The following is a 25,944-nucleotide window of genomic DNA, read 5'->3' on the forward strand; positions in this document are numbered from 1 at the left end:
TGCTGCAGTCCAGAAGGAAACGCGAAAGTCTCGTCACAATGTCGACGAAAGCACCCACCACGGCGGCGGCACGCCACACACCGCACTGGCGTCGCCTTCGACTTCGACTTCGAAGGCGGCCGAGGAACCACCCGGTGCGGCAAGAAAAGTCCCTTCGCCGAAACCAAGCACCACAGCAGCCGCTACGGCCACCGGCCTGTCCGCGCAGCCGACGGCGTCAGCGGCGGTCGCCCCGGCGACCGCTACCCGAACGGCCGTGGCCACCGCTCCCAATGTGCTGGGGCACGTGGTCGCTGTGGCCAAGCAGCTCATCGAAAGGGCGCTGGGCCCACTGGTGTCGACGCTGCCGTCGAACGTGCCCGCTCAATCGCCCGCGCTGTGGACGGTCTTGGCCTGGGTCCGTAAGGAGATCGAGACGAATCTCTTTCCCGCCCATGTGGTTTCCCCGTGGTCGGTCACCAGCCCCAACCTGCTGGTCAACGGCAGTGCAGAACTCGCCGACCCGTCGCTCACCGGCAACAGCTCGGTGACCATCCCCGGCTGGACCGTGACCGGTACCCCGACCGTCATCAGATACGGCACAGCGCGTGTCATCCCACTGGGTCTGTCCATCCCAGGCCCGACGTTGCCTGCCGTCTTCAACTTCCCCAGCGATCGACCCGTCACCGGAGACACGCAGTTCATCGGAGGGGGCAACGTCGCAACCTCGACGCTGTCGCAGACGGTCGATCTGACCGGTGCGGCGTCAACCATCGACGGCGGCTCAACCCCGTACAAACTCAGCGGATGGCTCGGCGGCGCGTCGATGGATCCGTCGGCAGCCTCGATCACCGTCCGCTTTCTCGACGGCAACGGCGCTCAGTTGGGCGTCGGGAAGATCGGCCCCGTCACCGACTTGGACCGCTGGTTTCAGACCGGACTGCTCGAGCGGAGCACGTCGGCCGTCATTCCGGTCGGCACCCGCTCGGCACAGGTGGTCGTGACCCTCAGGGATTCAAACCCCGCGACCCTCGGCTACAACAACGCATTCGCCGACGACCTCGCCTTCACCGTGGGCGCGGCACTACCCGCACCGCCGCCACCCACCCCGCCGGCGTCGACGGTCGGCCAGCTCGATCACGTCTTCATGGTCTACATGGAGAACAAGGGCTATGGGGACATCGTCGGCAGCCCCAACGCGCCCTACCTCAACAGCCTTGTCAACGCGTACGGCGTCGAGACCAACTACGACGCGCTGACCCATCCGAGCGACCCCAACTACTATCCGATTCTCGGTGGTGCCGACTTCGGCTACAGCTTCAACTGCGCGACCAATTGCATCGACGCACGCAACCTCGCCGACAACATCGAGGCGGCCGGCAAGACGTGGGCGGGATACGCCCAAGGCATGTCCGTGGCAGGTCCCTACACCGCGACCAGCGACTACGCGCCCGACGAACTGCCCTTCCTGGCCTACCGCGACATCTACAACGACCCGGCCCGCGCCGCCGCGCACCTGTTCCCGCTCACCCAGCTGGCGACCGATCTCGCGTCACCCTCCACCGCACCCAATTTCGCCTGGTTCGCGGCGAACGAGGCGAACAACATGGAAGGGCCCATCGCCTCGCTCACCGGTGTCCTCAGCTACATCGGCGGTCTGTTCACCAACCACCAGTACAACGTAAAGGCGGGTGATCAGTTCCTGCAGAACACCGTGCCCACGATCCTGAACTCAACGGTGTGGAACGACCCCACGCAAAAGAGCGCCCTCTTCATCACCTTCGACGAAGACACCGACAACATCTCGCTGGGCTTCGGCAACGGCGGAAATCACGTTCTCACCATCGCGATCCCCTCCCCGGGTGCGATCAGCGCCGGGATGCGTTCGGGCCCCTTCACCGACGACAGCTACGCCAACCACTACAGCCTGCTGCGCACCATCGAAGACTCCCTCGGACTACCGTCCCTGACCGACAACGACACCTACGCCCAACCCCTGAACGGCCTCTGGACAACATCGCCGACGAACCCGGGCACCACATCCGTCATTCTCTGAGGACGTCGCCGCCCAGACACACGTCTGGCCCCCTCCGTAGAGGGGGCCAGACCAGGCGTGGCAGGTACAGGATTCGAACCTGTGTAGGTGAAGTGCAGCGATAATTTCAACGGGCGCCTAGGCTTCCACACTCGACTCGCCTGTGTTTGTGACAACTCGGTGACAACTACGGACGTCTTGGGCAGTATCTGCGCATGGAGATGCTGACCTAAGGTGCTCACCCGCGCGTACCCGAGTCGCTGTCACGTTGGCAGTATGAGCACGTTGATGTCGGTGGGCCCGGAGATCGGGTACTCGCCCGGCTCCGGGAGGTCGTAATGCACCGTCTGGATGGCTTTCTCCGTGAATATCTGCAAGTGCACGAGGCCGGGGCTGAGGTGCAGTTGCTGCTCCTCGGGAGGTGTGCCGAGGTAGGCGCCGACTGCCAGGGTCCCAGTTGTCAGTTCCAGGTCCCCGTCGAAGGCCCGCTCTCCGAGGCCCACAGAATCTGTTCCGCGATAGACCCGCACACGGACAAGCCGCTCAGTCGTCTCGGATTCGTCCTGACTCATCGTGTAAACGTCGATCGAGTGAATCGTTGACCAGCACCAGATCTCGGTCTTGAAACCCTCGGGGACTCCAGGCCGATCGTCTGTGTCGAGATCCTCGATACTGATCGTGCTACCCCACGGGTCCACTTCGACGTCGAGGAGCAGTTCGTTATCACTCGCCATCGTTTCCCTCCTTCGGTGCTTCGGTCGGCCCTGGTAGACGACATTTGACCGCAGATCAGTGCTCTACCATGTCGGCCGCTATCGCCGTTATGGCTTTTTGTGGTTTATTTTGCTCTTTTTCTTCTTCTTGTCATTGGTCTTCTTTTTGCCACCAGTGTCCGAATCGCGGTCAGCGCCGTTTTGATTGCTGCCTTGGCGGGCGGTGTTCAGGGCGTTGTTGCGGTGCAGGTTGGCAGCGTCTTGCGCGTGTGTCTGCTGCTCGACGCGCTGGTCGCTGGGTGACGATAGGCGTTGTTGCTGGTCGTTGTAGCGCTCCTGTGCGCAGGGTCCGCAGCGGGTTTTGCCGTCGGTGCCCCGGTAGGCGAATTCCTGGGGGTCTCCGCCTTTGAGCCCGTGGCGCTGTGTCAACGCCTGTAGCAGTTTGCGCTCTTTGGCGCTTTCGATCTCGTCTAGGTGGCGGACGCTGGACCGGCCGTTGCGGCTTTCTTGGACCGACGCCGGCGGCGACTCATCGCGAACCTTGCCCGTCTGGGGCTCGATCTTGCGCGTATTCAGGCGCCGGTTGGTCGGAATGTTCTTTGGGAATTCGTGGGTGAGCTGTCCTGGGATGGTTTCGAACTTGTGCTGGGTATGACCGGGCATCTCGACCTCGTCATACACTCCGGCCGGGGCCTTGGTCGTGTAACCACAGTCCAGTTTGCATCCTGGATCCAGTGTCTCAGGAACGTAGTCCTTCGGCGTCGAGGCAGGACGTCCGGCATCTGGAAGGTCTGTGCGCAGCGGCGGATTCGGTAGCTCGTGCGGTGGCGCGTTGGCCGCTGCGGGCGTTCCGACACCGGGTTTTGGGGTCGCGGCGCCGGCGATGTCGTTGGCCAGCTGCGGTGACGGAGTAGGGGTGACGGGCTTCACGACTGTGGCGTCGCGTAGAGCACCTTCGGCGACGTCGTCGCCGAATTTCTGCGCCCCGCGTTCAACGGCGGCGGTCACCCCTTTTTGGATGCTGCGGGCGGGGCTGATGTAGTTGGTGACCTCCAGGGCGTCCCCTGCCGCCCCCAGGAGCTGGTTGGTGGGATCGGCGGCCGCGGCTTTCTGCACCAGCCCCGTCGTCCCCGAGAGGACCAGGCTGGCCCCGAAGCCGGAACCCACTCCAGTCACCACAAGCGCACCGCCGCCGATGATTTCGGCGGATTCGACCGGGTTGTTCTTGATCCCGGTGACCAGTGCGCTGCCGGCAGCTTGTAGTGCGGCGCCGTTGGCGCCGCTGGTACTGGCGTGAGTGAACGCATCACAGGCCGAGATGCACGGGTCGACATACACCGGCCATGCCGTGGCGGCATCGGGGTGGATCACCTGGGCCAGCAGATACAGTCCGGGCCGGATCTGCTGTGTGACAAAGGCACTCGGCACAAGAGTGCCGTGGCTGTCGCGGGCCTGCGGTGCGGCGATCGTGGCGATGGTGGTGGCTGCCGGGGTGGCCTGGTTGACGGTGATGGTTCCGTCGGTGTGGGCCAGCATCACCGTGTCGGCCGGAGTGCGCAGGAACATTGGCACTGTGGGCAACGCCTGCCCATCAGCGGTCGCAGCGCCCGAAGCGTTCGTGGCGGGTCCGGGGATGCGGGTGATGGTGCGCCCGCCCGCGCCTTTGTTTTCGGCGATCACACTGAAACCGGCGCCGCGATCCGGGTAGACGACCTGGCCGTCCGCGGTGGTCTCGCCGGCCCCCAAACCGGCGGGCAGTACCAGTTGCACGCGACGCCCGTCGGTGGTGGGCAGATCCCAGCCCGCCACCGGATCAGTAGGAATGTTCGCCGACCTCGCCGCAGCGCTCAGCGCGTCATCGGAAGCCAAGGCCGTCCCGGCGAACGCCGCAGACGCGGCAGACGCTATCGACTGGGCACTTGGAGGCGGCCCACCAGCACGTTCGCCAGCATCAGTGGGCCCAGCGGGCGTCAACCAGTGCACCCCGCCGACAACCAACGCCAGCGCGGCCACCAACGTCACGGCCAATTGCGCCCACCACCGGACACCCCACCGCGGCCGGTCACCCGGCAGAAAATCCCCCACGACCCCAACCCCCTACATAGCCCAACATCGCCCGCCAGCTACGACGGGCATCTGCAAGGTGTAGTCGGGAACCAACCCCAAAGCCGAACGGTGATCTAGCGCACAGCAACAAATCCCTGCCGATTAGCGGTGCGATCGTCGGCGGATACCAACCGAGAAAAGACAGCCGTAGACAGCGAAAACACAAGACGCATTTACCTGACTCGATCGTCATCACCGCACGTCAAGCAACATTTCATGCGCTAGCCTGAAGAGGCTCGACCCACCGACCCGCTCCCTCGATCGAGCAACAACCACACGGTCCAGTTGGGCCGGGTGACCGAAACTGTCACCTGCTCGTGCAGCAGACCCGGGCGATGCGAGCAGTCGTCTGGTTGCCTATGTCGATGGTCCTGCAGAACGCCAGGGCCAAACTACTTACCCCCTCCCGGGAGTGAATGACATGCTCAAACACATCTTCAGCTTCTTTTACTGCGTCGCGTTGGCACTGGTCTTCCTCGCCGTTCTGCGTACAGGAGGGTGGCTGAGCGCAGGAATCTTGGCCCTACTGTTCGCCGGAATTTCATACCTGAACAGAGCACGATTCCAGTTCTGGCGCGGCAAAGGGTTGTTCTTCAGGCAATCACCGTCTCATCCTTGCGAGGACGACCCGGAGCGGTGAATCCCTTGCGGGCACTTCCCACACCTCCGCTCTATCGCGGCGCTGGGCTCCGTCAGACACGGTCAGACAGGCCGGTGGGCTGTCTGTACACGAACAGACATGCGGAGTACCACGCGCAGAGTTACCCGCGCCTTGCGACAATCCGCGACAGTTCCGCCCCCGACACGCATCTGGCCCCCTCCGTAGAGGGGGCCAGACCAGGCGTGGCAGGTACAGGATTCGAACCTGTGTAGGCGTTAGCCGACGGATTTACAGTTCGTCACTCTTGGCGTTTGTGAAGGTTGGCACTGTTGGTGAGTCTAGTAAGGCCCAGCTCACCGCGTTGATTCTGTTGACCAGACACGGCGGCCGCCGGAACTACTGCGGACGGGCTGCGGACGGTGTCGGATCTCGCTGTGAGGATCGGCGAGGCGACGTAACGTTCGACAACATGCCAATCATCGATCCCGTGAAGGAATGCCGCGCCGCGGTGCAGAAGTTCCAGCACGTACAAAGCCACGCCAATGACGCCGATATCCGCGAGCTGGCCGCCGGACTCCAGCACCTCGCGACTGCCGTCCGGGCGATTGCCGACCCCGAGGGCGCGAAGCTGGCCATGGATTGGCCATGGTCGGTCACCGAGAACGTAAAAAAGCCTGCCGGTAGCTGAGCCCAGGTTTCTGGGACGGTCGACTAACGCCGAGGGGGGAGGATCGTCGGCTCGGCACCCACCGCCAGTGCCTAGGATCGGCCGATGGATACCACTTCGGCCATCGCGATCGCTGGCCTGAGCACTGCGTTGCTCGGCACCCTCACGGTGCCCCTGCTGCAAAGCTACTTCACGTCGAGGCGCGAATCGGGCTTGCGTTTGGATGAGCGGCGCTACGACGCCTACGTCGACGCGATCAGTTACGCGCAGATCGTCGAGGAGAAACTGACAGAGCTCACAGAGGATCCAGTCGCCCGAACCTACCGGGCCGCACGCCCCACCCCGGACGCCGTGATGATTCGTGCAAAACTGGTCCTCGTTGCACCCACCACGGTGGCCCGGGCATTCGACGAACTCGCCGTCGCTTGGGATGACCTCCGCTGGGTGCTAAGCCAGGAGAGCCCCGTGCGCGACTACGGGGATGGCGACTTCGAGTATTTCCTGGAGCGCGACCACCCGAACGTCGTCCGGGTCACGGCGGCACTCAATGCGCTGAGGACGGGCGTCCGACCCAAGCCGCTTGGCGACCTTCCTCCACCACCGGTCGCCTAAGGATTGTCGGTGCTCGGTCGTACCGTTTAGGACCGTGAACGGGTTCAAAGAACCGAAGCCCGGCGTAGTTTTCCGATTTCGGATCCGGGTGATGTCGCGAGCCGCGCTCGTTCATGTAGTACATTGCAATGCAGGGCACTTTGTAATGCATTGCAATACGTGAGTGAGGAGTGGGTACCGATGGCAAGCATGGATTCGGAACAGACGCTGAAGCACCTGCGGGAGCGCTTCGCCGAAGAAGAGGCCGCGAAGCAGGCCGAGGAGGAAGACCGGCAGATCCGCGGCAACGGGCGGAGCAAGACGCTGCAGATCAGGCTCAATCCTGACGAGCTGGAGGAGCTCGAGCAGCTCGCTTACGCCCGCGGCCTGCCGGTTTCTACCGTTGCCCGGGAGGCCGTTCTGAGGTACGTGCGCCCCGAACTGGTGCATGTTGCTGACGCGGATCGTCTCGTCGAAGACTTCAAGAGGTTTATCGCGCATGCGGCCAAGACGCCGACCGAGGAGTCGAAGTCCGAAGCCCGACCAACGCGGGTCACGCGCGCAAGGATCACACGCGGTCGCTGCTAAGCCGGCCCATGCACCGAAACCGTGCATGGTGGCCGCGCCGGCTGACCGGGCCGGTGCTCGCATCTATCTCCGGCTCCCCCAAACAGCCCTGGTCCGCGTTTGAAACGCGGGAATCCGGCCCGCCGATTTGAGAGGGAGTCGGGGCTCCCGCGCGCCGCTCAAGGCGGTGTCCACTGTTCAGGTGCGGTATTTGGCCGCGATGCGATCGACGTCGGCGAGCGCGTGGGCCCAGAGGTTGACCGCTTCGGGTGTGTCGACGATCTGTGCGGACCTGAGGATGTCGTCCCAGTCCTGCGGGGTGATGTCTCTGTCTCCGGCGTCTGCGAACAGCTGAGCTCGCACAGCGGCCCAGAACGGCCCGTCTGAGACGAGCTCGAAGGCCTGGTCGCCGGTCGGAAGCGACACCAGCGGGCCCAGACCGGCCGCCTCCCGGTGCCGCCGCTTACGACGTTTGTCCATGCACATCATCATGCTGACTGAGCTGCGGGCGGCTCATCCGGCGGACCGCTGCGAGCCTGCCGGCTTTCTTGTCCGATCCCTTGCGCAGCGACTCGATGTACTCGCCGAGCCGGTGCGCGGCCGCTGCGTGGTGCGACATCCTGTCCGGATCATCGAGCACCCGGGCCAGCGCAAGCGCGGCAGCAACCTCACCACCACGTGACTCTACTGTCGACAGACGGGCCAGCTGCTCCCGAACAGCCGCCTCGACGGACTGAACCTCGGCCGCAGGCGGGCCCGATTCCGGTGTACGGGATGTGTACACATCGGTGTACACATTCGGCACGGCTTTGAGCTTGCGGGGCAACTTCTTGACCGGCTTGGCAGGTTTGCCGCTGCGGCGATCGCGGTAGTAGTCAGAGTTCGCTTTCTTGCACGGTGAGCAGCGGCAACCGTCGTTGTACCGGCCACGAGTGCCGTGTTCCTTGGCCACCACTCACCTCCTCACAGCAAACCCTCCGTGTGTACACCGGTGTGTACACATGTGTAACTCGAGTCTTCTCCCCGAAAGACGATGGGGCCGCAAGGGTCGGCCCGCGGAGCCGACGTCACGAATCGAGACCCACCCCCCGGGGGGTGGCACCCGAGTTCAGCAAACTTCCCCACGCTTCCCCGCGGCCGGTTGCGCGCCTGCACGCGGGTACTCACGGGTGGTCGATGTCGGTCACTGCTCGCCGTAGAGGGCGCTGGTGATTTGGGCGAGCGAGGCTCGGCCCTTCGGTGAGTGCAGCTCGGGCATCACGGTGAGGTAGATCTGGGCGGTGGTGACGATGAGTTCGGTGAGGCGGCCGTCTGCGGTGGCGTCGTTGATGTGTCCGACGAAGTAGTCGTGTTCGAACTGGAATCGGCACAGGATGATGCTGGCTGCCCGGCGGTAGTCGACGTTCTCAGTCTGGTTGGCCCAGGTATCGAGCAGTGAGGACGCCGCTTCAATACCCATATCTGTACGGAGTGCCGCGAGTAGCTTGCCGCCGGCGTCGGCGATCGCGGCGAGGAGTTCCGTTGCGCGGTTCGCTTCGGTGGACTGCTTGACGATGAACTGGACGCCGTCTTGGTCTTCGGCGGCTAGGTGTGAGAGCAGCGCCGCGGCTCGTTGCTCGTCTTGGCGCTCCGTTGGTACTGGATCCATCATGGGCCTCATTTCAGCACGGGGGTGAAAGGTACGCCCGCACAATCGCGGGCATCGATGTAATTGGCTGTGACACAACCTGTTTCGCTCACATTTGTTCCTTACATTCCCGGCGCGGCGCCCTGGGCGCGCATGTGGTAGTTCCAGTCCCGCGCGATGCCGTCGCCCGACCGGTCGGCGCCGGCGTTGATCGTCGTCTGATAGGTGTTGCTGACGCTGTTGGTGTTGGTGTCTCCACCGGGACCGGGCTTGCCGGCCATCGCCGCGGCGGACTGGCCGGCTGTGTTGGGCAGTGCCATTCCGGCGCCCGCGATGCCGCCGGCGATCTTCGTTAGCCAGCTGGAGTTGGCCAGCTGGGATCCACCCGTGGGCAGGAGCGATTCGATCAGGCCGCTGGCGCCGATACCCACCGCTTGGGAGCCGAATTCGATGGCGCGGTTGACGAGTTTGGCGCCGGTCTGGGCTGCCTGGCCCATGCCGGGCATCATCAGGTCGGCGGCCATGCCACCGGCCTGCATCGCCATCCCGAGCGCGCCGCCACCGTTCATGCCGATACCGCCGGATCCGGTGCCGTTCGGGGGTGCGAGCCCACCGATGGGTGTGGTGCCCGCTGATGCGCCGACACCTGGACCCGCCGGGTTCGCTCCGAGGACGGGGCCTTCGCCTGCGCCGCCGGTGAGGTTGGGTGGCAGGCCGGGGGTGCCCCAGCTGCCCGGGGTGGGGTTGTTCAGCGCCGGGTTGGTATTCGCGGGCCCGTAGAGGTCCGCTGGGGTGACGGTCGTCGGGGAGGCAGACGTGGCAGGGCTGGCGGTCGGACCCAGCGGGAAGTAGTACTGCTTCTGGAACTGCGAGTCCCGGGCGCCGGCCGCGGATCCGCCGTACTGAGCGCCGCCCCCAGTGCCGCCGCCGCCTTCGAAGTTCACGCCGTTGGGCAGGGTGGCTGCCATGTGCGCGCCGGGGCCGTACGGGGTCACTCCGACGTTTAGCGCCCCCGGCTGGAAGCCGGGCAGGGCCCCAACCTTCGCGGCCTCGGCGTCGCTGCCGAAGTTGGCGGTCGTGAACAGTCGCCCGGGTGTGGTCTGGCCGCTGCGCAGCATCTCGACAAGGTCCGAGATCGACCCCGAGCAGTCCGCGAGGCCGTTGACGAGATCTGACGCCGGTGCGTAAGCGGTCTTGCCGCTGGCGGCCTGGGCCAGCGCCATCATCGACGCGACGTTCGGGTTGCCGCCACCCATAGCGGACGCGGCGGCGCCGTAGGCCTGCTGCGCGATCCCGGTGTATTGCGGCCCGAACGCGCCCTGGGCCCCGAGGATGCCCAGCGCACCGTAGCCGCCCTGCGAGGGGTTCATCGCGGACACAGCGCCCAGCTGGCCGAGCAGCGGTGCGGCGGCCAGGTTGGCGACGAACTTGAACAGGTTCTCGGCCAGACCCGGCAGGCCCTTGGAGAGGCCGAAGTCCTGGTCGAGCTTGGCGCCGATATCGCCGAGCTGGTCGGCCATTCCGTTGAGCTGCTTGATGCCCTTCTGCGTGGCCGTCTGTCGGGCCTCGTTGAGGCGTAGTTCGGCTTCGTGGCGGTCCTGCTCGGCGCGTGCGACATCGTTGCGGGCGTCCTGGATGTCGCGGTCGGTGGCCACGTTCGACGACTGCAGCTGCGCCAGTCGTGCTTTCTTCTCCTCCACCTTGAACTGTGCGTCATACAGCGAGTTCTCGGCGGATGCCAGCGCCGCGGTGGGCGCGGTGCTCAGCGGCGGGCTGTACGGCAGTACAGGGGCGTCGGGGAGCTTCGGGCCCCCAGCGCCGCCGGCGGTGTCGGTGGAGAAGAACCCGCCGCCCTTTTGGGCGTTCTTCCCGTAGCCGGGCCACCACATGCCGGCGACGGCCGGTTGCGTGTCGGCGAACGCCGGCCCGGGCCCGATGAGTCGCCGGCCGGTAGGGCCGTGCGGGCCGTTCCCGCCGCCGGGGACCACCGCGTCCGGGTCCCAGGTGTTCGGCTGCGGCTTGGACGGGTCGAATCTACTGCCAGGGAGATACGGCCGACCCTGGTCGTCGTATTTGACCTCAGGCAGTCCGACCTCGGTGGAATCCTTGACGTCGGACTGCAGCCCGACGCCCATCGCGCCGCCCCACTTGGTGAGGAACGTCAGCCATGTCGGTACCGACACCTTGGCCAGCGCCGCAGTGATCCCGGCAGCACCCGTCGATGCTGCAGTCGGCAGCCCGACGCTGAGCAGCGTGCTCATGGTCTGCAGCGACGTGGTCAGAGCGGCGACACCCTGGATGGTCTTCCACGCTCCGAAGGCTCCGACGACACCCCAGATGAGGCCGGGATGCTCGCGGAGCAGGTCGGCAACGCCGTTGAGGGCGTCGACCATGACCGGTAGTACTTCCTTGGCGACCGGTGCCAGCGACCCGACCGCCTTACCGAGCCCAACGATCAGCGAGCCGACTTCCTTGATCGCGTCCAGGCCCTCGGAGATCCACTGCTTGAGCTGCCCGGACTGCTTGGCCTCGTTGATGAATGAGCTGAACTGGAAGGCTGCGTCGGTCGCTGCGCGGGCCAGTTCAGGCAGGAAATCAGATCCCACGCTCATGATGTCGGCGATCGCTTGGGTGAACGGCGCTGCTGCGGGCGCCAGCGCATCGAACGCCTTCGAGATATTCGTGGTGATGTTGGTGATCGCAGCCTGACCCGGACCGGACATCAGCTGGTCGGTGATGCCCATGAACATCTCGTTGAACGATGACGACAACTGGGTCGTCATCTTCTCAATCGTCGGCATCAGAGTCCGCGAGAGCTCCTGCAGCTGACCAGAAACGCCATCGAACAGCGCATCCTGGGACGCGTTCTTCAACCGGTCGAACGCCGGCAGCAAGGACCGCACCGACAACGCGGCCTGCTGCGCGTTCGGCGACAGTGACCGCAGCGCTTCGGAGAACTTCTCGGGATCCCGCAACGACGACATGGCGTCACCGAACCCGAGCGTCGCGACCTTGAGGGTTCCGAACGCTCCGGCTGCGGCCATCGCTGCACCGGGAAGTAGGGCCAGGGAGCCAGCAGCGGTCACCGCGGCCCCGGACACGACAGCGAGCGTCGGCACCGCCGCGCCGATCGCCAGCGACGCCGTTCCCTTACCCATCAGGCTCAGTCCGGTGTTGAGCGTGGACATCCGCGAGACAGCGTTGCTCTCATCCTGGTGTGCGCGCATCGCTGCCCGGACCGCCGCCGCCTCAGCCCGTTTGGCCTTGGCCAGTGCCTCCGACCGCTCAACCTTCTGGCGATCGGTGGCGTCTGACTTCTTCTGGACCTCGTCGTAGCGGGCCTGCTCAACCCTCACTCGGCTGACGGCGTCGGCGACCTTGTCGACCGCCTTCTCCATCCGCTGCGCGGACTGCTGAACCCGCGGCACCGAGCGTTCGATGCCGCCGGCCAGCTTCTCCCCGAACGCCCGCCCGGAGCGGTCCGCCGCCCGGTCGAAGGTGTCCTCGATCCGATCGGCATCACGACGCACACCCCGCTCATCGAGTCGGGTGAACACATCTAAGTGAATTGCGATTCAGACCACCGCCAGGGTCAAAGGTGTTGTGCTAGTGGACTGTTCGACTATGTAACGTTCAAAAGGCGGAAAGCGCCGTCGTTGACGCTATCTCCGCCGCCGCGGAACCAGGCGTGCCAGCCGGCCTTGCCGGTGGGTCGGCCGTTGCTGCCGAACAGGTGGGGGATGTAGGACATCGTGGTGCCCAGACGATCGACGACCACGTAGTTCTGGAAGTCGCCGAACAGCAGCACCAGGTTGTCCTGGGTGAGGTTGACCGCCTGGTCCATGGCCTCGCTGATGTAGTCCGGCCGGCCCAGCAGTTCGGACTTGCGGCCCTCACCGAGCTGACCCCACAGGGCGTTGCCGCCGGCGGTGTCGAGCTGGCGGATCTTGTTGTAGATCCGGCGATGTGCGAGCCACGAGCCGTTGGCCGCGTACCGCTGGGGCAGCGCACCGTCCAGCTCGTACACGTCCGACACCGCCAGGGTGTCGGTCGTGCCCGACGGAACCACCGAGCTGCCACCGGTGAGCGCGGTGATGATGCCCGTGGGCTGGCCGCTGCCGGAGCCGGTGACGTGGGCGATCGACTCCTTGGCGTCCTTGTCGAACGCGATCAGGCGGGAAATGTCGTTCGCCAACGTCGGGGCATCCATCTGCAACTCGTGGGTGAGCTCGATGAAAGCCTGGTACTTGTGCACCGGGATGCCCGGCTGCTCGACGGTGGGCGAGTCGTCCGAAACCTCTTCGGCTTCACCGTCCCACGATCCCGAGATGCCGGCTGAGGAGACGCCGTGCCAGACGTCGCCGGTGGCCTGCACGACCCGGGCGATCTGGCGGACCTGGTTCGCCGAACCGTTGGCCGTCAGGATGATCGTCGGGTCAAGCTGGAACGGGACCACGAAGCCGCCGGCGGTGTCGGTGAGGCTCATGGCGCGGGCCATGATTTCCTGGTCGGCTGCAGGCAGGATGGCCATGTTTCCCTTGCTGCGGATGAGCTGGACGAAGGCGTCGCAGTAGCGTTCGCTGGAAGTCGCGAGCACCAGGTTCGACACGGCGTTGCCCTTGGCGGGGTCGTCGCGGTCGACGAACTGGGTGGCGGCCTCGCGTACCTTGTCGGTGGCGTGCGGCATGCGCTCGATGGCGTCGCGGGCCCGTTCCCGCAGTTCCTTGCCGATCGAGCTGCGATCGTGGCCGAAGGCGGCCCGGGACTCCAGGTCCGATGTGTCCCAAGGATCCTGGGTGGCGCCAACGCGGTCGCTGGATCGCTGGTAACTGCCGCCGCCCGATGCGCCGGTGGCGAAGCTGCCGTAGTCGTTGGAACGCGTAGCCGAGCGGATGTTGGCGAGGTCTCGGGAATGCTGCGCGATCGCGGCGCGGCGCTCCTCGATCAGTGGCTTGAGTTCGTCATAGCGAGCCGAATCCGCTGGGCTGAGGTCGCCGTTGGAGCGGTCGAGGATCGCGTGGGCTTCACGCAGGTACTCGTCCATTTCCCGCTGCAGGGCGTCGATGTTGGTCATTTGGTGGTCCTTCCCAGTTCGAAGAGTTCAAGTCGCCGGGTGGCGATGGAGCGGGTGATGCGGTGGTTGGGGTCGTGTCGCAGTGCGGCGGTGGTGTTGTCGTAGGCCGGCCACACGACGGGGCCGACCTCGGCGACGCGGACCTCTTTCAGGGTGCGCAGCAGAGGCCCCCGTTCGGGCTGCTCGCCGTAGTACAGGATCCGTTTGACGTCTTCGGGCTTGACGACCTTTCCGGCGTTGTCGCGCCATTCCTCGCGGACGACGGAGAACCGGAAGCTCATGCCGTCAACAGCTTTCGTGGACAGGGCTTCTCTCAGCGGTTCCCAGTAGGCGGAGGCAGCCATGCGGGCCTGGACGAACAGACCCCGGTCGTCCTCGTGGATATCGGTGATCACCCCGCACGGCAGGCTGCCGAATACTGATCGGCCGTGGTCGAACTGGAACTTCGGCACCTGCTGGCGTAGTGACCGTACGAAGGCGCCCTTAGCGATCTGCTCGTCGAAGGTGCCCTCCCACGAGTCGATCCGGGTAGGTGAGTTGAACACCGCGCCGTAGCCCTGGAAGGTCAGACCGTCACCGTCGACGCTGTCATCGGCGCGCAGCAGAGTGAACGGAACCGATCGGCAGAGGTTGTCGCGCTGCAAGGTTCGGATCATCAGCGGGCCTCCAGATCCCACAGCTCCAACCGTCGCCGCGCCACGTCCACCGAGACACGGTGCCGAGACGCAAGCGGGGCTGGCGGCGCGGCGGCCTGTCTGATGGCGTCTGCCGTGAGCGCTGGGCCGCCAAGGCACACGTCGACGAGCTTGATCTGCCCGCCCGCGAGGCGTTCGGTCAGCACAGTGAAGGGCACCGCCGGGTACTTGAGGATCTCGTCACCCAACTCGGTTTCCGGGACCTGGAATCTGCCGAAGAGGCCGTCGGCGGTCTCACTGATCTGCGGGTTCACTCCCAGCACGATCGGGCGGCCGCCCTCAGAGGTACGCCACAGAAGTTTCACCTTGGAGCTGCGTTGGTCGACCGTCCGAGCGAAGCAACCAGGGGTGATCGCACCGCCAAAAGGTACGAGGATGCCGCTCACCGTGCGGTTCTCACCGACGTTGAGCACAGCCAAGTGCGTTGAGGTGTCAGACAATTGAGGTCACCAACCGTGAACGTGCGCAGATTTGCACTGACGGGGCGTGGTGACCGGGGTCCAGGTGATGCCGCTGTGAGGCGGGGCCTGGCGCACTGCGGGTACCGAGCTGACTCGAAGGATAGACCACAACGGCGCCCGGTTCAATCACCCTTGGCCGCCGTCTGTTTCGCCAGCGATGCGTACCGTCCACCGCGCAAGGTTCTCTGCGGCGAACGGTGTCGCGAGTTCGGGCAGGATCGCCGAGTACATCCCGATGACGGTGGCCAGCAGCTCAGCCGGGCGGCCGGCCTCGTTGGCCTCCCTCAGCACGGTGTTGAACGCGGCGGTGTCTTTGTCGCGGCGGGCAACGATCGCTGTTGCCGCGCGGCGGGCATCGCCATCGTCGTTGCGGCGGCGCGTTTCCTGCTCGATGAGCTGCCAGACCGCGATCAGCCCACCGTCGGTCCGAAGCTCGATCGTGATGGTCGCGTAGCAGTCGATTACGGCCAGCAGGAGCTGCGCGGTGCGGTTCTCTGCGCACGTTTGGTCGACGACGAACTGCATGCCCGGGGCGTAGCCGTTGGCCTCGTGTCCGATGAGCGCGGCAGCGCGCTGGTAATCGGCGTGGGTGAGGGCGGCGGCACCGTCTGGCATCACAGCGCTACCACCGAGCACGCGGCCTCTGCCGAACGAAATACCCTCCCGCACTTCTCGCACGAGTTCGGCCAATCAAGTGCGTTGACGGCGCCCAGCCATTCATCGAGGTGGTTCGCGCAAATGACACCCGCGCTGCAGTGGTGAAATCGCCATCTCCATAGCGCATCTGCCCCGCAGGTCTCGCCGTCACCACCTATGACGGTGCATCTGGGCCACTGGAGCCATGCGGCGGTGATCGCTTCAAACTCGGTGAACACGGTAGCGGGATCGATGGTTCTCATGCATAGGGTCCTTCGTTCGGGGGCTGAGAGTGTTCGTGGATGCGGCCTGCGACTACGCCGGTTGGTCTGTGCTGTGGGTCAAGGGATTCGATCCACGCATGGCACGCGTCGAGGGCGGGGCATCGGGTACAGAGCCCGAGTGCCTGGTGGTGACGTTGCGCGACGGTGGATGCGCCCTCGTCGGGGAGCTGGTCGTCGAATAGATGCGGTCGACCCCGACAGCGTGCGCCGGGGAGGGCTGGTGTCCGTGCACTGGACAGCAGCGCGGCCAGGACAGGGTCCTCGATCCGCTCGACAGGCACCGGCCGCATCCGGTCACGTGGGACCGGATTCAGCTTCCGTTTCGCCCGTGACCGCCGTGTGTACTCGGCGGCCGCGGCGCGCCGGCAGACGTCGCACCGACACCGCCATTCCGGGCTGCTGTAGCGCTCCCAACCGTGCCCAGGTGTGTCGGTCACCAGAGTTCACTTTCAATGTGTGTGGCTGTTCGGGTTGAAAGGTGTCTGTCTGCACAGCTATTCAGGTTCAGCGCCACCACCCGCTTTCCGGTGCAGCTTTTGGGAGGGTCAGCCGGTATTCCGCCATCAGGCGGCGCCGCGGATTGGCCCGGGCTGTCTGCTCGATCAGTTCCAGGCGGCGGCCGGCAGCCAGCGCACCATCGGTGGCGCGGTACCCGATTCGGCAGAGGTGCGCCAGTTTCCGCGTTCCGGGCCTCGCGCTGGATCCCTCTAGATCGGTATACGACTCCAGCGCGATCAGGACGAGCTTTTGCGTCGCGGTCAGGTCACAGTGCCCGAGGACGCAATCCAGCCACTTGTAGCGGTCTACAGCGACGATTCGTGTCACAGGTCCCCGTTGCGGGGGTGGCGAGGTTCGGTGAAGTCCGCGGGCACAGGTGCTCGATGGTCGAGGACGATGAGAGACGGCTGAATCCGGTGTAGGCACGGGATGTGACGAATGTGGGTCTGGCCGTAGTCGTCGGTGCGCTTGCAGTAATCACCGGGTGCCGCCTTGCAGTGCCCGCAGGGTTCAGCGAGAGCGCCGGCGTAGGCACGTTCGCAGACTCCGCGCGGAACAAATTTCCGCACCGTCGTGACGTCACGGTTGCTGGTCATCCGACGTCCTCGATCGACAGTGCCACGCTGGGGTCCCGGGCCGGCTGGAGAGCCCAGCTCTCGTAGTTGTCGCTGCGAAGCCAGCGCCGAGATGCGACCCGACAGTGCAGGTGCCCACGGCCCTCGATGATTGGCCAGCCACAGAAGTCGCAGAGCCAGAACAGCGGCAGCTGGTTGCCCGACCGACGATGCCCTCTCATGCCGTCATCACCGAGCTGTTGTTGTGGTGTAGGACGACCGGATCGACGGGGGTACGCCCATCTGGCTCGAGGAGCTCCCCGTACTCGTTGCATAGGTTGCAAGCGGCGATCGCGGCGGCCCGGGCGGCACCCTCAGCGGACCGGTTCCGCCGAACCGCTTCCCGTCGTTGCTCGCATTTGTAGCAGCGACCCTCGCCCAGTCGTGTTTGGCAACGCGCACAGTGCTTTTCTTCATTAAAGATGCCTTGCCTTGCCTTGCCTGTGGGGTACCCGGCGACATCCCTTGTGACGTCACGCGTGACGTCTTGCGTGACCGCGTGACTTCCACTGGTCGGAGCATCTCTGCTATCTCCACAGCTAGCTGTGGATAACTCGCTGCCGCTCTGCTGCGGCGCAATGGCGTCACGTGACGCGGCTTCAGCCTTCCTCGCCCGCTCTCGACGCTTCCGGTCGCGCGCTTTAATCCGCGCAGCCTCATACTGGTCGAACTCTGCCGCAGTCGTTTGGGTCGATGCATACACCGTGATAAGCCACCCCCCAACAGATCTGGACTCCCAGAGGTCAGCCGCAACAAATTCCTCGACCGCCTCCAAGTCGAACCGCGGAATCATCACCAGATCTCGCTGTTCAATCACTCCGTCGGTGCGATTACTCACCGACCACGCGAGTGAGTTCATGAACGAGCGGAAATGGTTGTCCGACAGCGTCTGTATACGTCGGTCATTCAGCCATGCCACCGGGAATCGGGCGTCAGCCACTACCCTGCTCCAGTTCTACGAATTCGGACGGAGGGCCCCCGCCCTGCGCGGGGGCCTCCTCGACCCGGTTGAGCCGTCACGCAGATCGGCTCTCCTCGGACAGATGGTCCACAATCACCGCGCGCTTTCCGTGATCCGCGCGAGTGCCTCGGCGGCCTCGGTGAGGGCGGCTGCGAGGCGGCGCGCCCCCTCCTCGTCGAGCGGGATGTTGTCTTCGGCATACATCTCGATGCGGCGCGTGAAGGTACCGTCCGTTGATTGCCGGCCGCTGATCTCCACGCTGACATCAGCCACCCCGGTGACGAATTGGCGCCAGGTGACCGGGCGTGAATAGGTTTGGGGTTCAGCGAAAGAGGCCGACCATCCATCCCCTGGCGCGATGGTCGCCCCTTCGGGAAGGGGCACGTCGGCGTACGCGGCGTCGATGCGGTTGCCGTTGACGTAGTTCAGTGTGAATTCGAGCAGGGACCGCTGAGCCCGAGGGTCGTCAAGAGTGCCTGCTTCGCGGTACTGTTGCTCGGCATATTCGATCTGCTGGCGCTGGTGGTCGGTGAGTTCGTCCGCGACCTCTCGCCACGGGGTGTCCTTGTCTACCGTCACGATCTGGTGCATTGCGTCCCCAGCCGGCGGCGTGTAGTCGGCGCAGAACGCGCATGCATCGGCACCCCCCGCGTCAGCAGGCACTGTGCAGTGCTTGCACTGCGTGATGATGTCGCCGTTGCCGCGCTGGGTGCGGCCGTCCGACAGCGTGCGGATCAGGTGGCCGCTCGCGTCGGCATGCCACGGTCCGGCGGTCACACCATCAGGGGTAGCGACCTCGGCCAGTAGATCGCAGTTGATACCGGTGGGTTGTGTCATCATGGTTCTAGAACTCCTGTTCATTGATCTGGACGTGGTCGTTCTTCTGAAGGGCCTCGGGCGCAACCGAGGCCCTTCGCATTTCTTCGGTGTTGTCGTTATCGACCAGCCCTCGGTCCTCGATGGCGTCGCGGTCGACCTGAACGATGTTGGGGCGCGACATCAGGCCACGCCACCCCGAGTTGTGGTGGCTTCCTGCGCAGCGAGCCACCGCTCGATCTCACTCCGCCTGTACACGACTCGGCCTCTTTGTCCGAGAGTGAACGATGCAGGCCCTTGGTTCGTAGATCTCCAGAAGCGCATCGTTCCGGGCTGGAAGGCCGGGTACTCATCGCACACCTGCTTCGTGGTGAGCAAATCGTCATCCGGCATATGGTGCTCCTTTCGCACTATCATGTGAATTTGACACTACGAAGATTGCCACTGTTGACGGTGTTGGTCAAGCACTATCGTGTGATTTGTGCATGACGACGATGAAGAGCAGTCCGCCGCCGAATCTGTGAACCAGCGATTCGGCAACCAGATGCGCGAGCGCCGAATGGAGCGCGGCTTAAGCCAGAGAGATCTCGCCGACCTGCTCCGTACCGTCGATTTGCAACTCGACCCGTCCGCGGTGACACGAATTGAACGTGGCACGAGAGAAGTTAAACTTGTTGAGGCACTTGCTATTTCAAAGCTCCTGGGTTTTGAGCTAGATCGATTGACGCTGACGCACGCAGATAGGAATGCTCGGCGGCTTGTAGAGATGCGAGCCGTTCTGAGCGAGCGGGCGGAGAGAATTCGACGCGCCACGCTCGACTACTTGATCGCCCGGGAGAACTTCCAGATGCTGGCTGACGCCGTTCGTGGCGAGACGGCACCGACTGAGATTGAGGAAGGTGCAGGGCTCGAGTCGCGGGGTACAACGGCGGATGAACTTGCCTTAGCCATCAGAGACCTCGCCCGGGATCCGCACGAGTTTTGCGATGCCGGACAGGACAGCTTCGACGAGTACAAGAGCAAGACATCGGAGTATCCACCCCGATGAGCGCGCAACGACGGAATCGACGAGCCAGCGTCGAGGATCGCTGGACAAAGACGGTTCGACGACGACAGCCTGACGGAAGCGTAGTGATTGACACCGTCCCCTCGGCGACCAGCGGAAAGGGTTTACGTTGGCGCGCAAGGTATGTCGATGAGAGTGGTAAAGAACACGCAAAGGGTTTCGGGCGCAAGGCGGATGCCCAGAACTGGCTCAACAAGCAAGTATCCGATCAAGTAACCGGAACCTGGACCGACCCCGCGCTGTCCGCCGTCACGTTCGGCGAGATGGCAGATCGGTGGATCGTAACGAAAGCGGTCCGGGCACCTAAGACCGTTGCCGGGTATCGCTCCCTGCTCGACACCGTGGTCCTCCCCCGTTGGAGAGACGTGCCACTTCGGGACGTGAAGTTCGAGGATCTGCAGGTGTGGATTGCCGGTCTGTCGGTCGATGGGTCGGTGCGGTTCGAGGGCAAGGGCTTGAGCGCGTCGCGGGTGCGGCAGGCCCATCAGCTTGTGGGTGCGGTGCTGCGGTTCGCGGTGAAGGCCAAGCACCTGCCGGCCAACCCAGCCGACGGCGTCGACCTGCCGAGCATTCCGGAGACTGAGCAGCGGTACCTCACTCACGAGCAGCTCCACCGGGTTGCGATGGCCTCAGGTCGGCACCGAACGCTGGTCCTGGTGCTCGGCCTCTGCGGGCTCCGGTTCGGTGAGGCCGCCGCGCTCACCGTTGGCAGCGTCGATGTCGAGGCCGGTCGGATCCGCGTGGCCCGGTCGGTGACGTACGTCCGCAAGCAGGGGCAGATTGAGGGGCCGACGAAGGGCAAGCAGTCGCGGACGGTGCCGGTGCCGGCGTTCCTGACCAAGCTCTTGAAGACGGAGATCAAGGGCCGCGATCCCGATGCCCTTCTGTTCCCTCCGACCCGTGGCGACAAGTGGCTGACCCTCGGGCAGGCCCGCTACTCGTTCCAGAAGGCGACCGCAGCAGTGGACGGCTGCGCTGGTGTTCGGCTGCACGACTTGCGGCACACGTGCGCAGCGCTGGCCATCAGATCCGGCGCCAACATCAAGGTGGTTCAGCGGCTGCTAGGCCACAAATCCGCGGTGCTGACACTCGACCGGTACGGGCACCTCTACCCGGACGATCTGGACGCTGTTGCGGCCGCGTTCGACACCGCCGCTGGAAATACTGCGGACGCACTGCGGACGGCAAGGTCCTGAAACGAAGTCAGGCCCCCTCGAAAGGGGGCCTGACCAGCGTGGCAGGTACAGGATTCGAACCTGTGTAGGCGTTAGCCGACGGATTTACAGTCCGCTCCCATTGGCCGCTCGGGCAACCTGCCGGGTGTCGCACTCCCGGACTCCGGTTTGGTGCGAAGAGAAGGGTACAACGAGGATGTACCGAAGACGAAAACGGCCCGTACCCAGACCACCCAAAGAGCACACCGAGAGGGAGGATCCAATGGCGGATTCCAGCTTTGACATCGTGAGCAAGTTCGACCGCCAGGAGGTCGACAACGCGCTCAACCAGGCAGCCAAGGAGCTGTCGACCCGCTTCGACTTCCGCGGCACCGACACCACCATCGAGTGGAAGGGTGAGGAAGCCATCGAGATCGTCAGCTCCACCGAAGATCGCGTGAAGGCCGCGATCGATGTCTTCATCGAGAAATTGGTGCGCCGCGACATCTCGATGAAGGCGTTCGAGGCGGGCGAGCCGCAGGCCTCGGGCAAGACCTACAAGGTGACCGGCACGCTCAAGCAGGGCATCACCAGCGAGCAGGCCAAGAAGATCACCAAGATCATCCGCGACGAGGGACCCAAGGGCGTCAAGGCGCAGATCCAGGGCGACGAGGTCCGGGTGAGTTCCAAGAAGCGCGACGACCTGCAGGCGGTCATCTCGCTCCTGAAGGGCGCCGACCTGGATGTCGCCCTTCAGTTCGTCAACTACCGCTGAGTCCAGATACACCATCCCGATACGCAGAGAGCCCGGAGACCACTGTCTCCGGGCTCTCTGCGTTGGTTCTGCTACGACTCGGGATCCGTACCACCGTTGAGAATGGCGCGAACGAACTGGCCCGGTGCGGCCGCAAGGCCACCGGCGATCTGCCTCGGCGCGTTCGCCAAACCGTTGGCGATATTCTGCGGCGCGGTGACAATCTGTCCGGCGCCCACAACAGCCTGGGCGGGCAATGTCGCGATGCTACCCACGAGCTGTCCGGGCACGGCCGGCAGACCACAGCTCGTCACCGTGTTTCCATCTCCATCCGGGGGGCAGCCTTGGCTGAGCAGCTGACCCGGCGCACCCGCCAAACCACAGGAGCTCTTGTACCCGGAACCGTCGGTGGGCTGATCACAACCCACGCCGGCGAGTTGCGCCGGCGCCTTTGCCACATTGTCCGCGATGGTGCACGGGATCGAGGTGAACCCGGGCGCACAGCTCGCCTGCGCGGGTGCCGCGGTCGCGAAGCCGCCCAGGCCGGCGATACCGGCGGCTCCTAGTACCGCGGCGACGAAGATGAGAATTCTCTTCACTGCTACTCCTATATGGGATGGCGAATTGCCAGGGCGCGAACGAATTGCGCTCAGCGTAGCCCAACTCTATCCATAGCGCGCTTACGTTGGGGCCGCTACAGCAACGATGAGAAAGCTGCCAGAAATCCCGTGAGCTGTTGGTTTATCGCCGATACTGACGGACCTGCAAGTTTGTCCCGCAATCGCGGTAAAAGACATTGCGATATCAACTATCCCTCAGCACCGGTTACTTGCAAATGCAAAAAAAGTTGCTGACAATAATTTGCGATATCAAATAACTTCAGTACCGAGCGGCCGGTTATGTGAGCGGACATCCCCTGAGGGCGCGCTTCAACCAGCCACCGCCGAACCCCCTCGCCCGACGAGCTCGAGCACCAAAGCAAGGGGCCCGGAGACTATCGTCTCCGGGCCCCTTGCTTTGGTACAGCTGTACTACTGCGACTCGGGGTCCGTACCGCCGTGAGTGATGGCGCGGACGAACTGGCCCGGGGCGGCCGCAAGGCCACCGGCAAGCTGCCCCGGCGCATTACCCAGGCTATTGGCGATATTCTGCGGCGCCTGGAGCACATTCGCAGCGATCGTCGTCGGGGCGTTGACGACCGTCTGCGCGCCGGCAGCAGCCTGCGTCGGCAGAGTCGCCACGCTGTAGGCGAGCTGCAGGGGCGCCGCGGCGAGGCCGCCCGCGAGTTCCCCGGGCGCCGCGGCCACGTTCGTCACGATCGTGCACGGGATCGAGGTGAATGACGGCGCGCAGGCCGCCTGCGCGGGCGCAGCGGATGCAAAGGCAAAACCGCCGAGGCCGGCAGCGCCGATCATGCCAGCGACGATGAGGGTGCTCTTCACTGAATTCTCCCAGGGATGAGATGTTGTTGCAGACGCAAAGATGAGTAGGCTCAGAGTAGCGCCTATGTGAGAACTTTGTCGGTCAGTTGAATGACATCTCGTGTACGCCTACCGGGCGACAAAACAGGTACGCCAAGGAACCGGCCGAAACGCAGCCGTGAATTCGTTATGCAGGAAGAACTCCGAAACCTCGTTCAGCTGTCGCTGAGAAGTTCCTCAGTGATCGGACGGCCGACCGTCGCCCCGTCGTCGCGATGGTCGGTGCCATCCCGGCACTCACCGAATACCGTGTAGGCGAGCCGGCCCGGCACATGTGCCCGCCCCATCACCACCATCACGCCATCCTTGTTGATGACAGTGCCGTACGGCTTCTTGCCCTGCGGCGGTCCGTCGGTCCAGCCGGCGGCCACCATCGCATCGGCCACCTGCCGCGCGTACACGTCGGGCGCGATATCGGCGGGCAACTCCGAGCTCATCTCCACCCTGCCGCGGTACGGCGGCTCACCCTGGTCGTTGCACGCCTCGAACGAGAAGCCGCCCGAGACGTCCCGCAGGCCGGCGACCTTCCGCAGTTGCCTGCCGACGTCGACCACCTGCTGGGTCGACTGCTCGGGCGTCAGCGGATTCGCCGGTTGACCGGCATCGGGATGCGTGGGATTCATCGCACACCCTCCTAACGTCAACATGACGGCGACGGTCGCCGCGACCCTACTTGTATTCATGATCTGTGGTCACCGAACTTCCTGAACGCTGCGCTTGCGGGTCGATGAAGGCCGGGGAACCGGGGATGTCGGAATCGATGTGCGGCAACGGAATATCGATACCGAACGGCAGATCGATGTGATCGGGTGTGCTGATATGCGGCTGTCGGCGGCCCTCGGCCAGTAGCCCGTCGCCCTCCAACCGGTCGGCGTTCCCGCTGGCAATATCGGTCATCGCACGCAAAGACTCACTCCCCATGTCGTAGTAGTGCGAATGGTCGTGGGTGCTCAGGCCGCCGTGCCCGGCCACCTCGGCGTCGAAACGCACCGAGCCGTACGCGTCCCCGGCCGGGTCGGTTCCCAGACCGGCGTAGGGCCCCACCGGATACCCCAACTGCTGATTGAGCACATTCGCCGGAATCGCACCCGGGGTACCCAACCAGCTGACCGGATCGGTGGACGCCGAACCGACGTACACCTTTCCACCATCGAGGTGGAAGTCCGCCGCACTCTTGGCCAAATCGGTTCCCGGACAACCGATCAGCACCGCATCGTTGGCCCGCATCCCGCTTCCGGCAAAGGCATCGGCCACCGTGGTCGAGCCGTACGAATGACCGATCACCGTGACATGCGAGGAACCCTCGTGGGTGGCCGACAGACCGTTGACATCGGCGGCCAGCAGCGCGCCACCTTGGCGCGCCAGATCCGGATTGGCGATCCGGAGATCGGTGAAACCGTCCGGTGCGTCGTAGCCCATCCACATGATGACGGCCGTCGGATCGTCAGGATCGGCCAGCGCGGACTGGTCATAGAGGTTGATGGCGTCATTGTGGCCGTCGGCCAGCCAGCCGTCGCGCACGCTGCTGCCGGTGCCGGGGACGATGACGGCGGTGTTGCGGGCCTTGTCCGGATTGCCGATCGCGATGGCAGCCCGGCCCTGCCCGTTGTCGGCCATCGGCTGGTACCCCCACAGCATCACCGGCCGCGGGTTCTTCGGGTCTGAGCCGCGCTGGTGCGTCAGCCCTTCATCGGTGCGCCGGGCGTTGTAGAAGCGGGTGGCATCGTCTTGGGTCAACCCGTACTTGGCCGGGTCCTTGATGACCTCGTCCTCGGAGACGCCGTGGCGACCGGCGACCTCACGCACCCGGTTCAGGTCGTCGTTCATCACCGCCTGATTCACCTTGTCGCGGATCTCGGCGGGGATGCCGTTCAGGTTGCCCAGCTCGGCGGGGTGTTCAGCGACGTAGCGGTCCTTCTGTTCCTGCGGCAGCGAATCCCACCACTTCTTCACGTCCTCAGGTGCGGTGCCGGCCGCCGGGATCTGCGGTGGCGGCGGCGCGCCCGGCGGCTGCTGCGGCCGCGAAACGCCTACCGCGGCCCGCACCGACTCGGCGGTTTCCCGGTCGATCTCGTCGAACAGCTCCAGCAGTCTCTTGATGAGCGCGGTCCAGGCCAGCGCCAGCCCGGTGAACGCCGGCGGCAGGAACGGCGGCGCGGTGCAGGTGCCGTCGTCGGCAACCTGCCAGCCCAGGGCGCGCAGACCCGACACCACCGACAGCAGTCCGGTGCGTGTCGAGGACAGCTGAGCCCCGCCCCGCTGCAGGGCCGCCTGACAGGCCAGCATCCTGCCGCGCAGACCCTGCATCTCGGCGAGGTGACGTTCGGCCCGGGCCACGGCGGCGTCGGCGGCCGAACCCGACCATGCCCCGCGCAGCGCCGCGATGACCTGCCGTTCACCGGCGATGGCGGAGTCGAGTTGAGCGATCTTGCTGCCGAGCTGGGCGGCGGCGGTCAGCAGGCTCTCCGGATGCGACGCCGCCACCAGCGAGATCGAAGTCAACGAAAAACACACCCCCAAACCGACCCCTTCGATCGTCGCACAGCCCAGAAGGGTTTCCGCGC

General features: G+C 64.9%; 27 protein-coding genes and 1 tRNA gene. 7 read left to right on the forward strand and 21 right to left on the reverse strand.

From position 1 onward, the window contains the following. Positions 1-33 precede the first annotated feature (33 nt). Entirely contained in the window at positions 34-264 is a 231-nt protein-coding gene (locus tag QN239_RS27480) for a hypothetical protein (protein ID WP_499015115.1), read from the reverse strand. Here QN239_RS27480 and QN239_RS27485 point away from each other — a divergent pair. Next, positions 257-2,035, forward strand: a complete 1,779-nt coding sequence (locus QN239_RS27485) for an alkaline phosphatase family protein (protein ID WP_499015117.1) — start codon at positions 257-259, stop codon at positions 2,033-2,035. The genes QN239_RS27480 and QN239_RS27485 overlap by 8 nt on opposite strands. A gap of 242 nt (positions 2,036-2,277) precedes the next feature. Here the strand turns inward: QN239_RS27485 and QN239_RS27490 are convergent, their stop codons facing one another. Continuing rightward, entirely contained in the window at positions 2,278-2,748 is a 471-nt protein-coding gene (locus QN239_RS27490; RefSeq protein WP_499015119.1) for a hypothetical protein, read from the reverse strand. Between the two features lie 87 nt (positions 2,749-2,835). Then, entirely contained in the window at positions 2,836-4,596 is a 1,761-nt protein-coding gene (locus QN239_RS27495) for a hypothetical protein (RefSeq protein WP_499015121.1), read from the reverse strand. Between the two features lie 1,307 nt (positions 4,597-5,903). Between QN239_RS27495 and QN239_RS27500 the strand changes: the two genes are divergently transcribed. The 3 genes from QN239_RS27500 (at position 5,904) to QN239_RS27510 (ending at position 7,280) form a co-directional block, all read left to right on the forward strand. Continuing rightward, positions 5,904-6,122 (forward strand): hypothetical protein, encoded by a 219-nt coding sequence (locus QN239_RS27500; RefSeq protein WP_499015122.1) that lies wholly within the window; start codon positions 5,904-5,906, stop codon positions 6,120-6,122. A gap of 84 nt (positions 6,123-6,206) precedes the next feature. Beyond that, positions 6,207-6,713 carry a hypothetical protein gene (locus tag QN239_RS27505; RefSeq protein WP_499015125.1) on the forward strand — a complete coding sequence of 169 codons (507 nt, stop codon included), beginning with the start codon at positions 6,207-6,209 and terminating at the stop codon, positions 6,711-6,713. A gap of 180 nt (positions 6,714-6,893) precedes the next feature. Then, complete coding sequence (locus QN239_RS27510; protein WP_499015126.1) at positions 6,894-7,280, forward strand: ribbon-helix-helix domain-containing protein; 387 nt, start codon at positions 6,894-6,896, stop codon at positions 7,278-7,280. 177 nt (positions 7,281-7,457) lie between these two features. Here QN239_RS27510 and QN239_RS27515 read toward each other — a convergent pair whose 3' ends face one another. From QN239_RS27515 to QN239_RS27575, 13 genes are all read right to left on the reverse strand, one after another. Then, entirely contained in the window at positions 7,458-7,739 is a 282-nt protein-coding gene (locus QN239_RS27515) for a hypothetical protein (protein WP_499015128.1), read from the reverse strand. After that, the gene (locus QN239_RS27520) at positions 7,723-8,211 is read right to left on the reverse strand and encodes a hypothetical protein (protein WP_499015130.1); all 489 of its coding nucleotides are present in this window, start codon (positions 8,209-8,211) and stop codon (positions 7,723-7,725) included. The genes QN239_RS27515 and QN239_RS27520 overlap by 17 nt, the downstream gene beginning before the upstream one ends. A gap of 231 nt (positions 8,212-8,442) precedes the next feature. Beyond that, complete coding sequence (locus tag QN239_RS27525; protein ID WP_499015131.1) at positions 8,443-8,907, reverse strand: hypothetical protein; 465 nt, start codon at positions 8,905-8,907, stop codon at positions 8,443-8,445. A gap of 101 nt (positions 8,908-9,008) precedes the next feature. Further along, positions 9,009-12,416: a hypothetical protein gene (locus tag QN239_RS27530; RefSeq protein ID WP_499015134.1), complete on the reverse strand. Its 3,408-nt coding sequence runs from the start codon at positions 12,414-12,416 to the stop codon at positions 9,009-9,011. A gap of 92 nt (positions 12,417-12,508) precedes the next feature. Next, positions 12,509-13,960: a phage major capsid protein gene (locus QN239_RS27535; protein WP_499015136.1), complete on the reverse strand. Its 1,452-nt coding sequence runs from the start codon at positions 13,958-13,960 to the stop codon at positions 12,509-12,511. Beyond that, a complete protein-coding gene (locus QN239_RS27540; RefSeq protein ID WP_499015137.1) occupies positions 13,957-14,616 on the reverse strand; it encodes an HK97 family phage prohead protease in 660 nt (219 codons plus the stop codon). The genes QN239_RS27535 and QN239_RS27540 overlap by 4 nt, the downstream gene beginning before the upstream one ends. Beyond that, complete coding sequence (locus QN239_RS27545) at positions 14,616-15,095, reverse strand: HK97 family phage prohead protease (protein WP_499015139.1); 480 nt, start codon at positions 15,093-15,095, stop codon at positions 14,616-14,618. Before QN239_RS27545 ends, QN239_RS27540 begins: the two co-directional genes overlap by 1 nt. A gap of 147 nt (positions 15,096-15,242) precedes the next feature. Then, entirely contained in the window at positions 15,243-15,731 is a 489-nt protein-coding gene (locus QN239_RS27550) for a hypothetical protein (RefSeq protein ID WP_499015140.1), read from the reverse strand. A gap of 809 nt (positions 15,732-16,540) precedes the next feature. Then, complete coding sequence (locus QN239_RS27555; RefSeq protein ID WP_499015142.1) at positions 16,541-16,861, reverse strand: hypothetical protein; 321 nt, start codon at positions 16,859-16,861, stop codon at positions 16,541-16,543. Further along, positions 16,858-17,130 (reverse strand): hypothetical protein, encoded by a 273-nt coding sequence (locus QN239_RS27560; RefSeq protein ID WP_499015143.1) that lies wholly within the window; start codon positions 17,128-17,130, stop codon positions 16,858-16,860. Before QN239_RS27560 ends, QN239_RS27555 begins: the two co-directional genes overlap by 4 nt. Then, positions 17,127-17,330 carry a hypothetical protein gene (locus QN239_RS27565; RefSeq protein WP_499015145.1) on the reverse strand — a complete coding sequence of 68 codons (204 nt, stop codon included), beginning with the start codon at positions 17,328-17,330 and terminating at the stop codon, positions 17,127-17,129. Before QN239_RS27565 ends, QN239_RS27560 begins: the two co-directional genes overlap by 4 nt. An 872-nt stretch (positions 17,331-18,202) precedes the next feature. Continuing rightward, positions 18,203-18,946, reverse strand: a complete 744-nt coding sequence (locus tag QN239_RS27570; RefSeq protein WP_499015148.1) for a hypothetical protein — start codon at positions 18,944-18,946, stop codon at positions 18,203-18,205. A 7-nt stretch (positions 18,947-18,953) separates the two neighbouring features. After that, the gene (locus QN239_RS27575; protein ID WP_499015149.1) at positions 18,954-19,109 is read right to left on the reverse strand and encodes a hypothetical protein; all 156 of its coding nucleotides are present in this window, start codon (positions 19,107-19,109) and stop codon (positions 18,954-18,956) included. 297 nt (positions 19,110-19,406) lie between these two features. Between QN239_RS27575 and QN239_RS27580 the strand changes: the two genes are divergently transcribed. Beyond that, positions 19,407-19,973: a helix-turn-helix transcriptional regulator gene (locus QN239_RS27580; RefSeq protein ID WP_499015151.1), complete on the forward strand. Its 567-nt coding sequence runs from the start codon at positions 19,407-19,409 to the stop codon at positions 19,971-19,973. 383 nt (positions 19,974-20,356) lie between these two features. Next, positions 20,357-21,187, forward strand: a complete 831-nt coding sequence (locus QN239_RS27585; protein ID WP_499015153.1) for a tyrosine-type recombinase/integrase — start codon at positions 20,357-20,359, stop codon at positions 21,185-21,187. Positions 21,188-21,226: 39 nt separating this feature from the next. Here QN239_RS27585 and QN239_RS27590 read toward each other — a convergent pair. Next, positions 21,227-21,309, reverse strand: a tRNA-Tyr gene (locus tag QN239_RS27590). Positions 21,310-21,428: 119 nt separating this feature from the next. On the opposite strand from QN239_RS27590, the gene QN239_RS27595 reads away from it, so the two are divergent. After that, on the forward strand, positions 21,429-21,920 hold the full coding sequence (locus tag QN239_RS27595; RefSeq protein ID WP_499015155.1) for a YajQ family cyclic di-GMP-binding protein: 492 nt from the start codon (positions 21,429-21,431) through the stop codon (positions 21,918-21,920). 71 nt (positions 21,921-21,991) lie between these two features. On the opposite strand, the gene QN239_RS27600 is transcribed toward QN239_RS27595, so the two are convergent. The 4 genes from QN239_RS27600 to QN239_RS27615 form a co-directional block, all read right to left on the reverse strand. Next, positions 21,992-22,498, reverse strand: coding sequence for a hypothetical protein (locus QN239_RS27600; protein WP_499015156.1), 507 nt, complete (start codon positions 22,496-22,498; stop codon positions 21,992-21,994). Between the two features lie 432 nt (positions 22,499-22,930). Further along, positions 22,931-23,341: a hypothetical protein gene (locus QN239_RS27605; protein WP_499015158.1), complete on the reverse strand. Its 411-nt coding sequence runs from the start codon at positions 23,339-23,341 to the stop codon at positions 22,931-22,933. Between the two features lie 194 nt (positions 23,342-23,535). Further along, complete coding sequence (locus tag QN239_RS27610; protein WP_499015160.1) at positions 23,536-24,003, reverse strand: lipoprotein LppJ family protein; 468 nt, start codon at positions 24,001-24,003, stop codon at positions 23,536-23,538. A gap of 46 nt (positions 24,004-24,049) precedes the next feature. Beyond that, positions 24,050-25,882 (reverse strand): alpha/beta hydrolase, encoded by a 1,833-nt coding sequence (locus tag QN239_RS27615; RefSeq protein WP_499015162.1) that lies wholly within the window; start codon positions 25,880-25,882, stop codon positions 24,050-24,052. Between the last annotated feature and the right edge of the window lie 62 nt (positions 25,883-25,944).

Origin of the sequence: Mycolicibacterium sp. Y3 (assembly GCF_051188035.1) — a bacterium.
Lineage (GTDB): Bacteria > Actinomycetota > Actinomycetes > Mycobacteriales > Mycobacteriaceae > Mycobacterium > Mycobacterium fluoranthenivorans.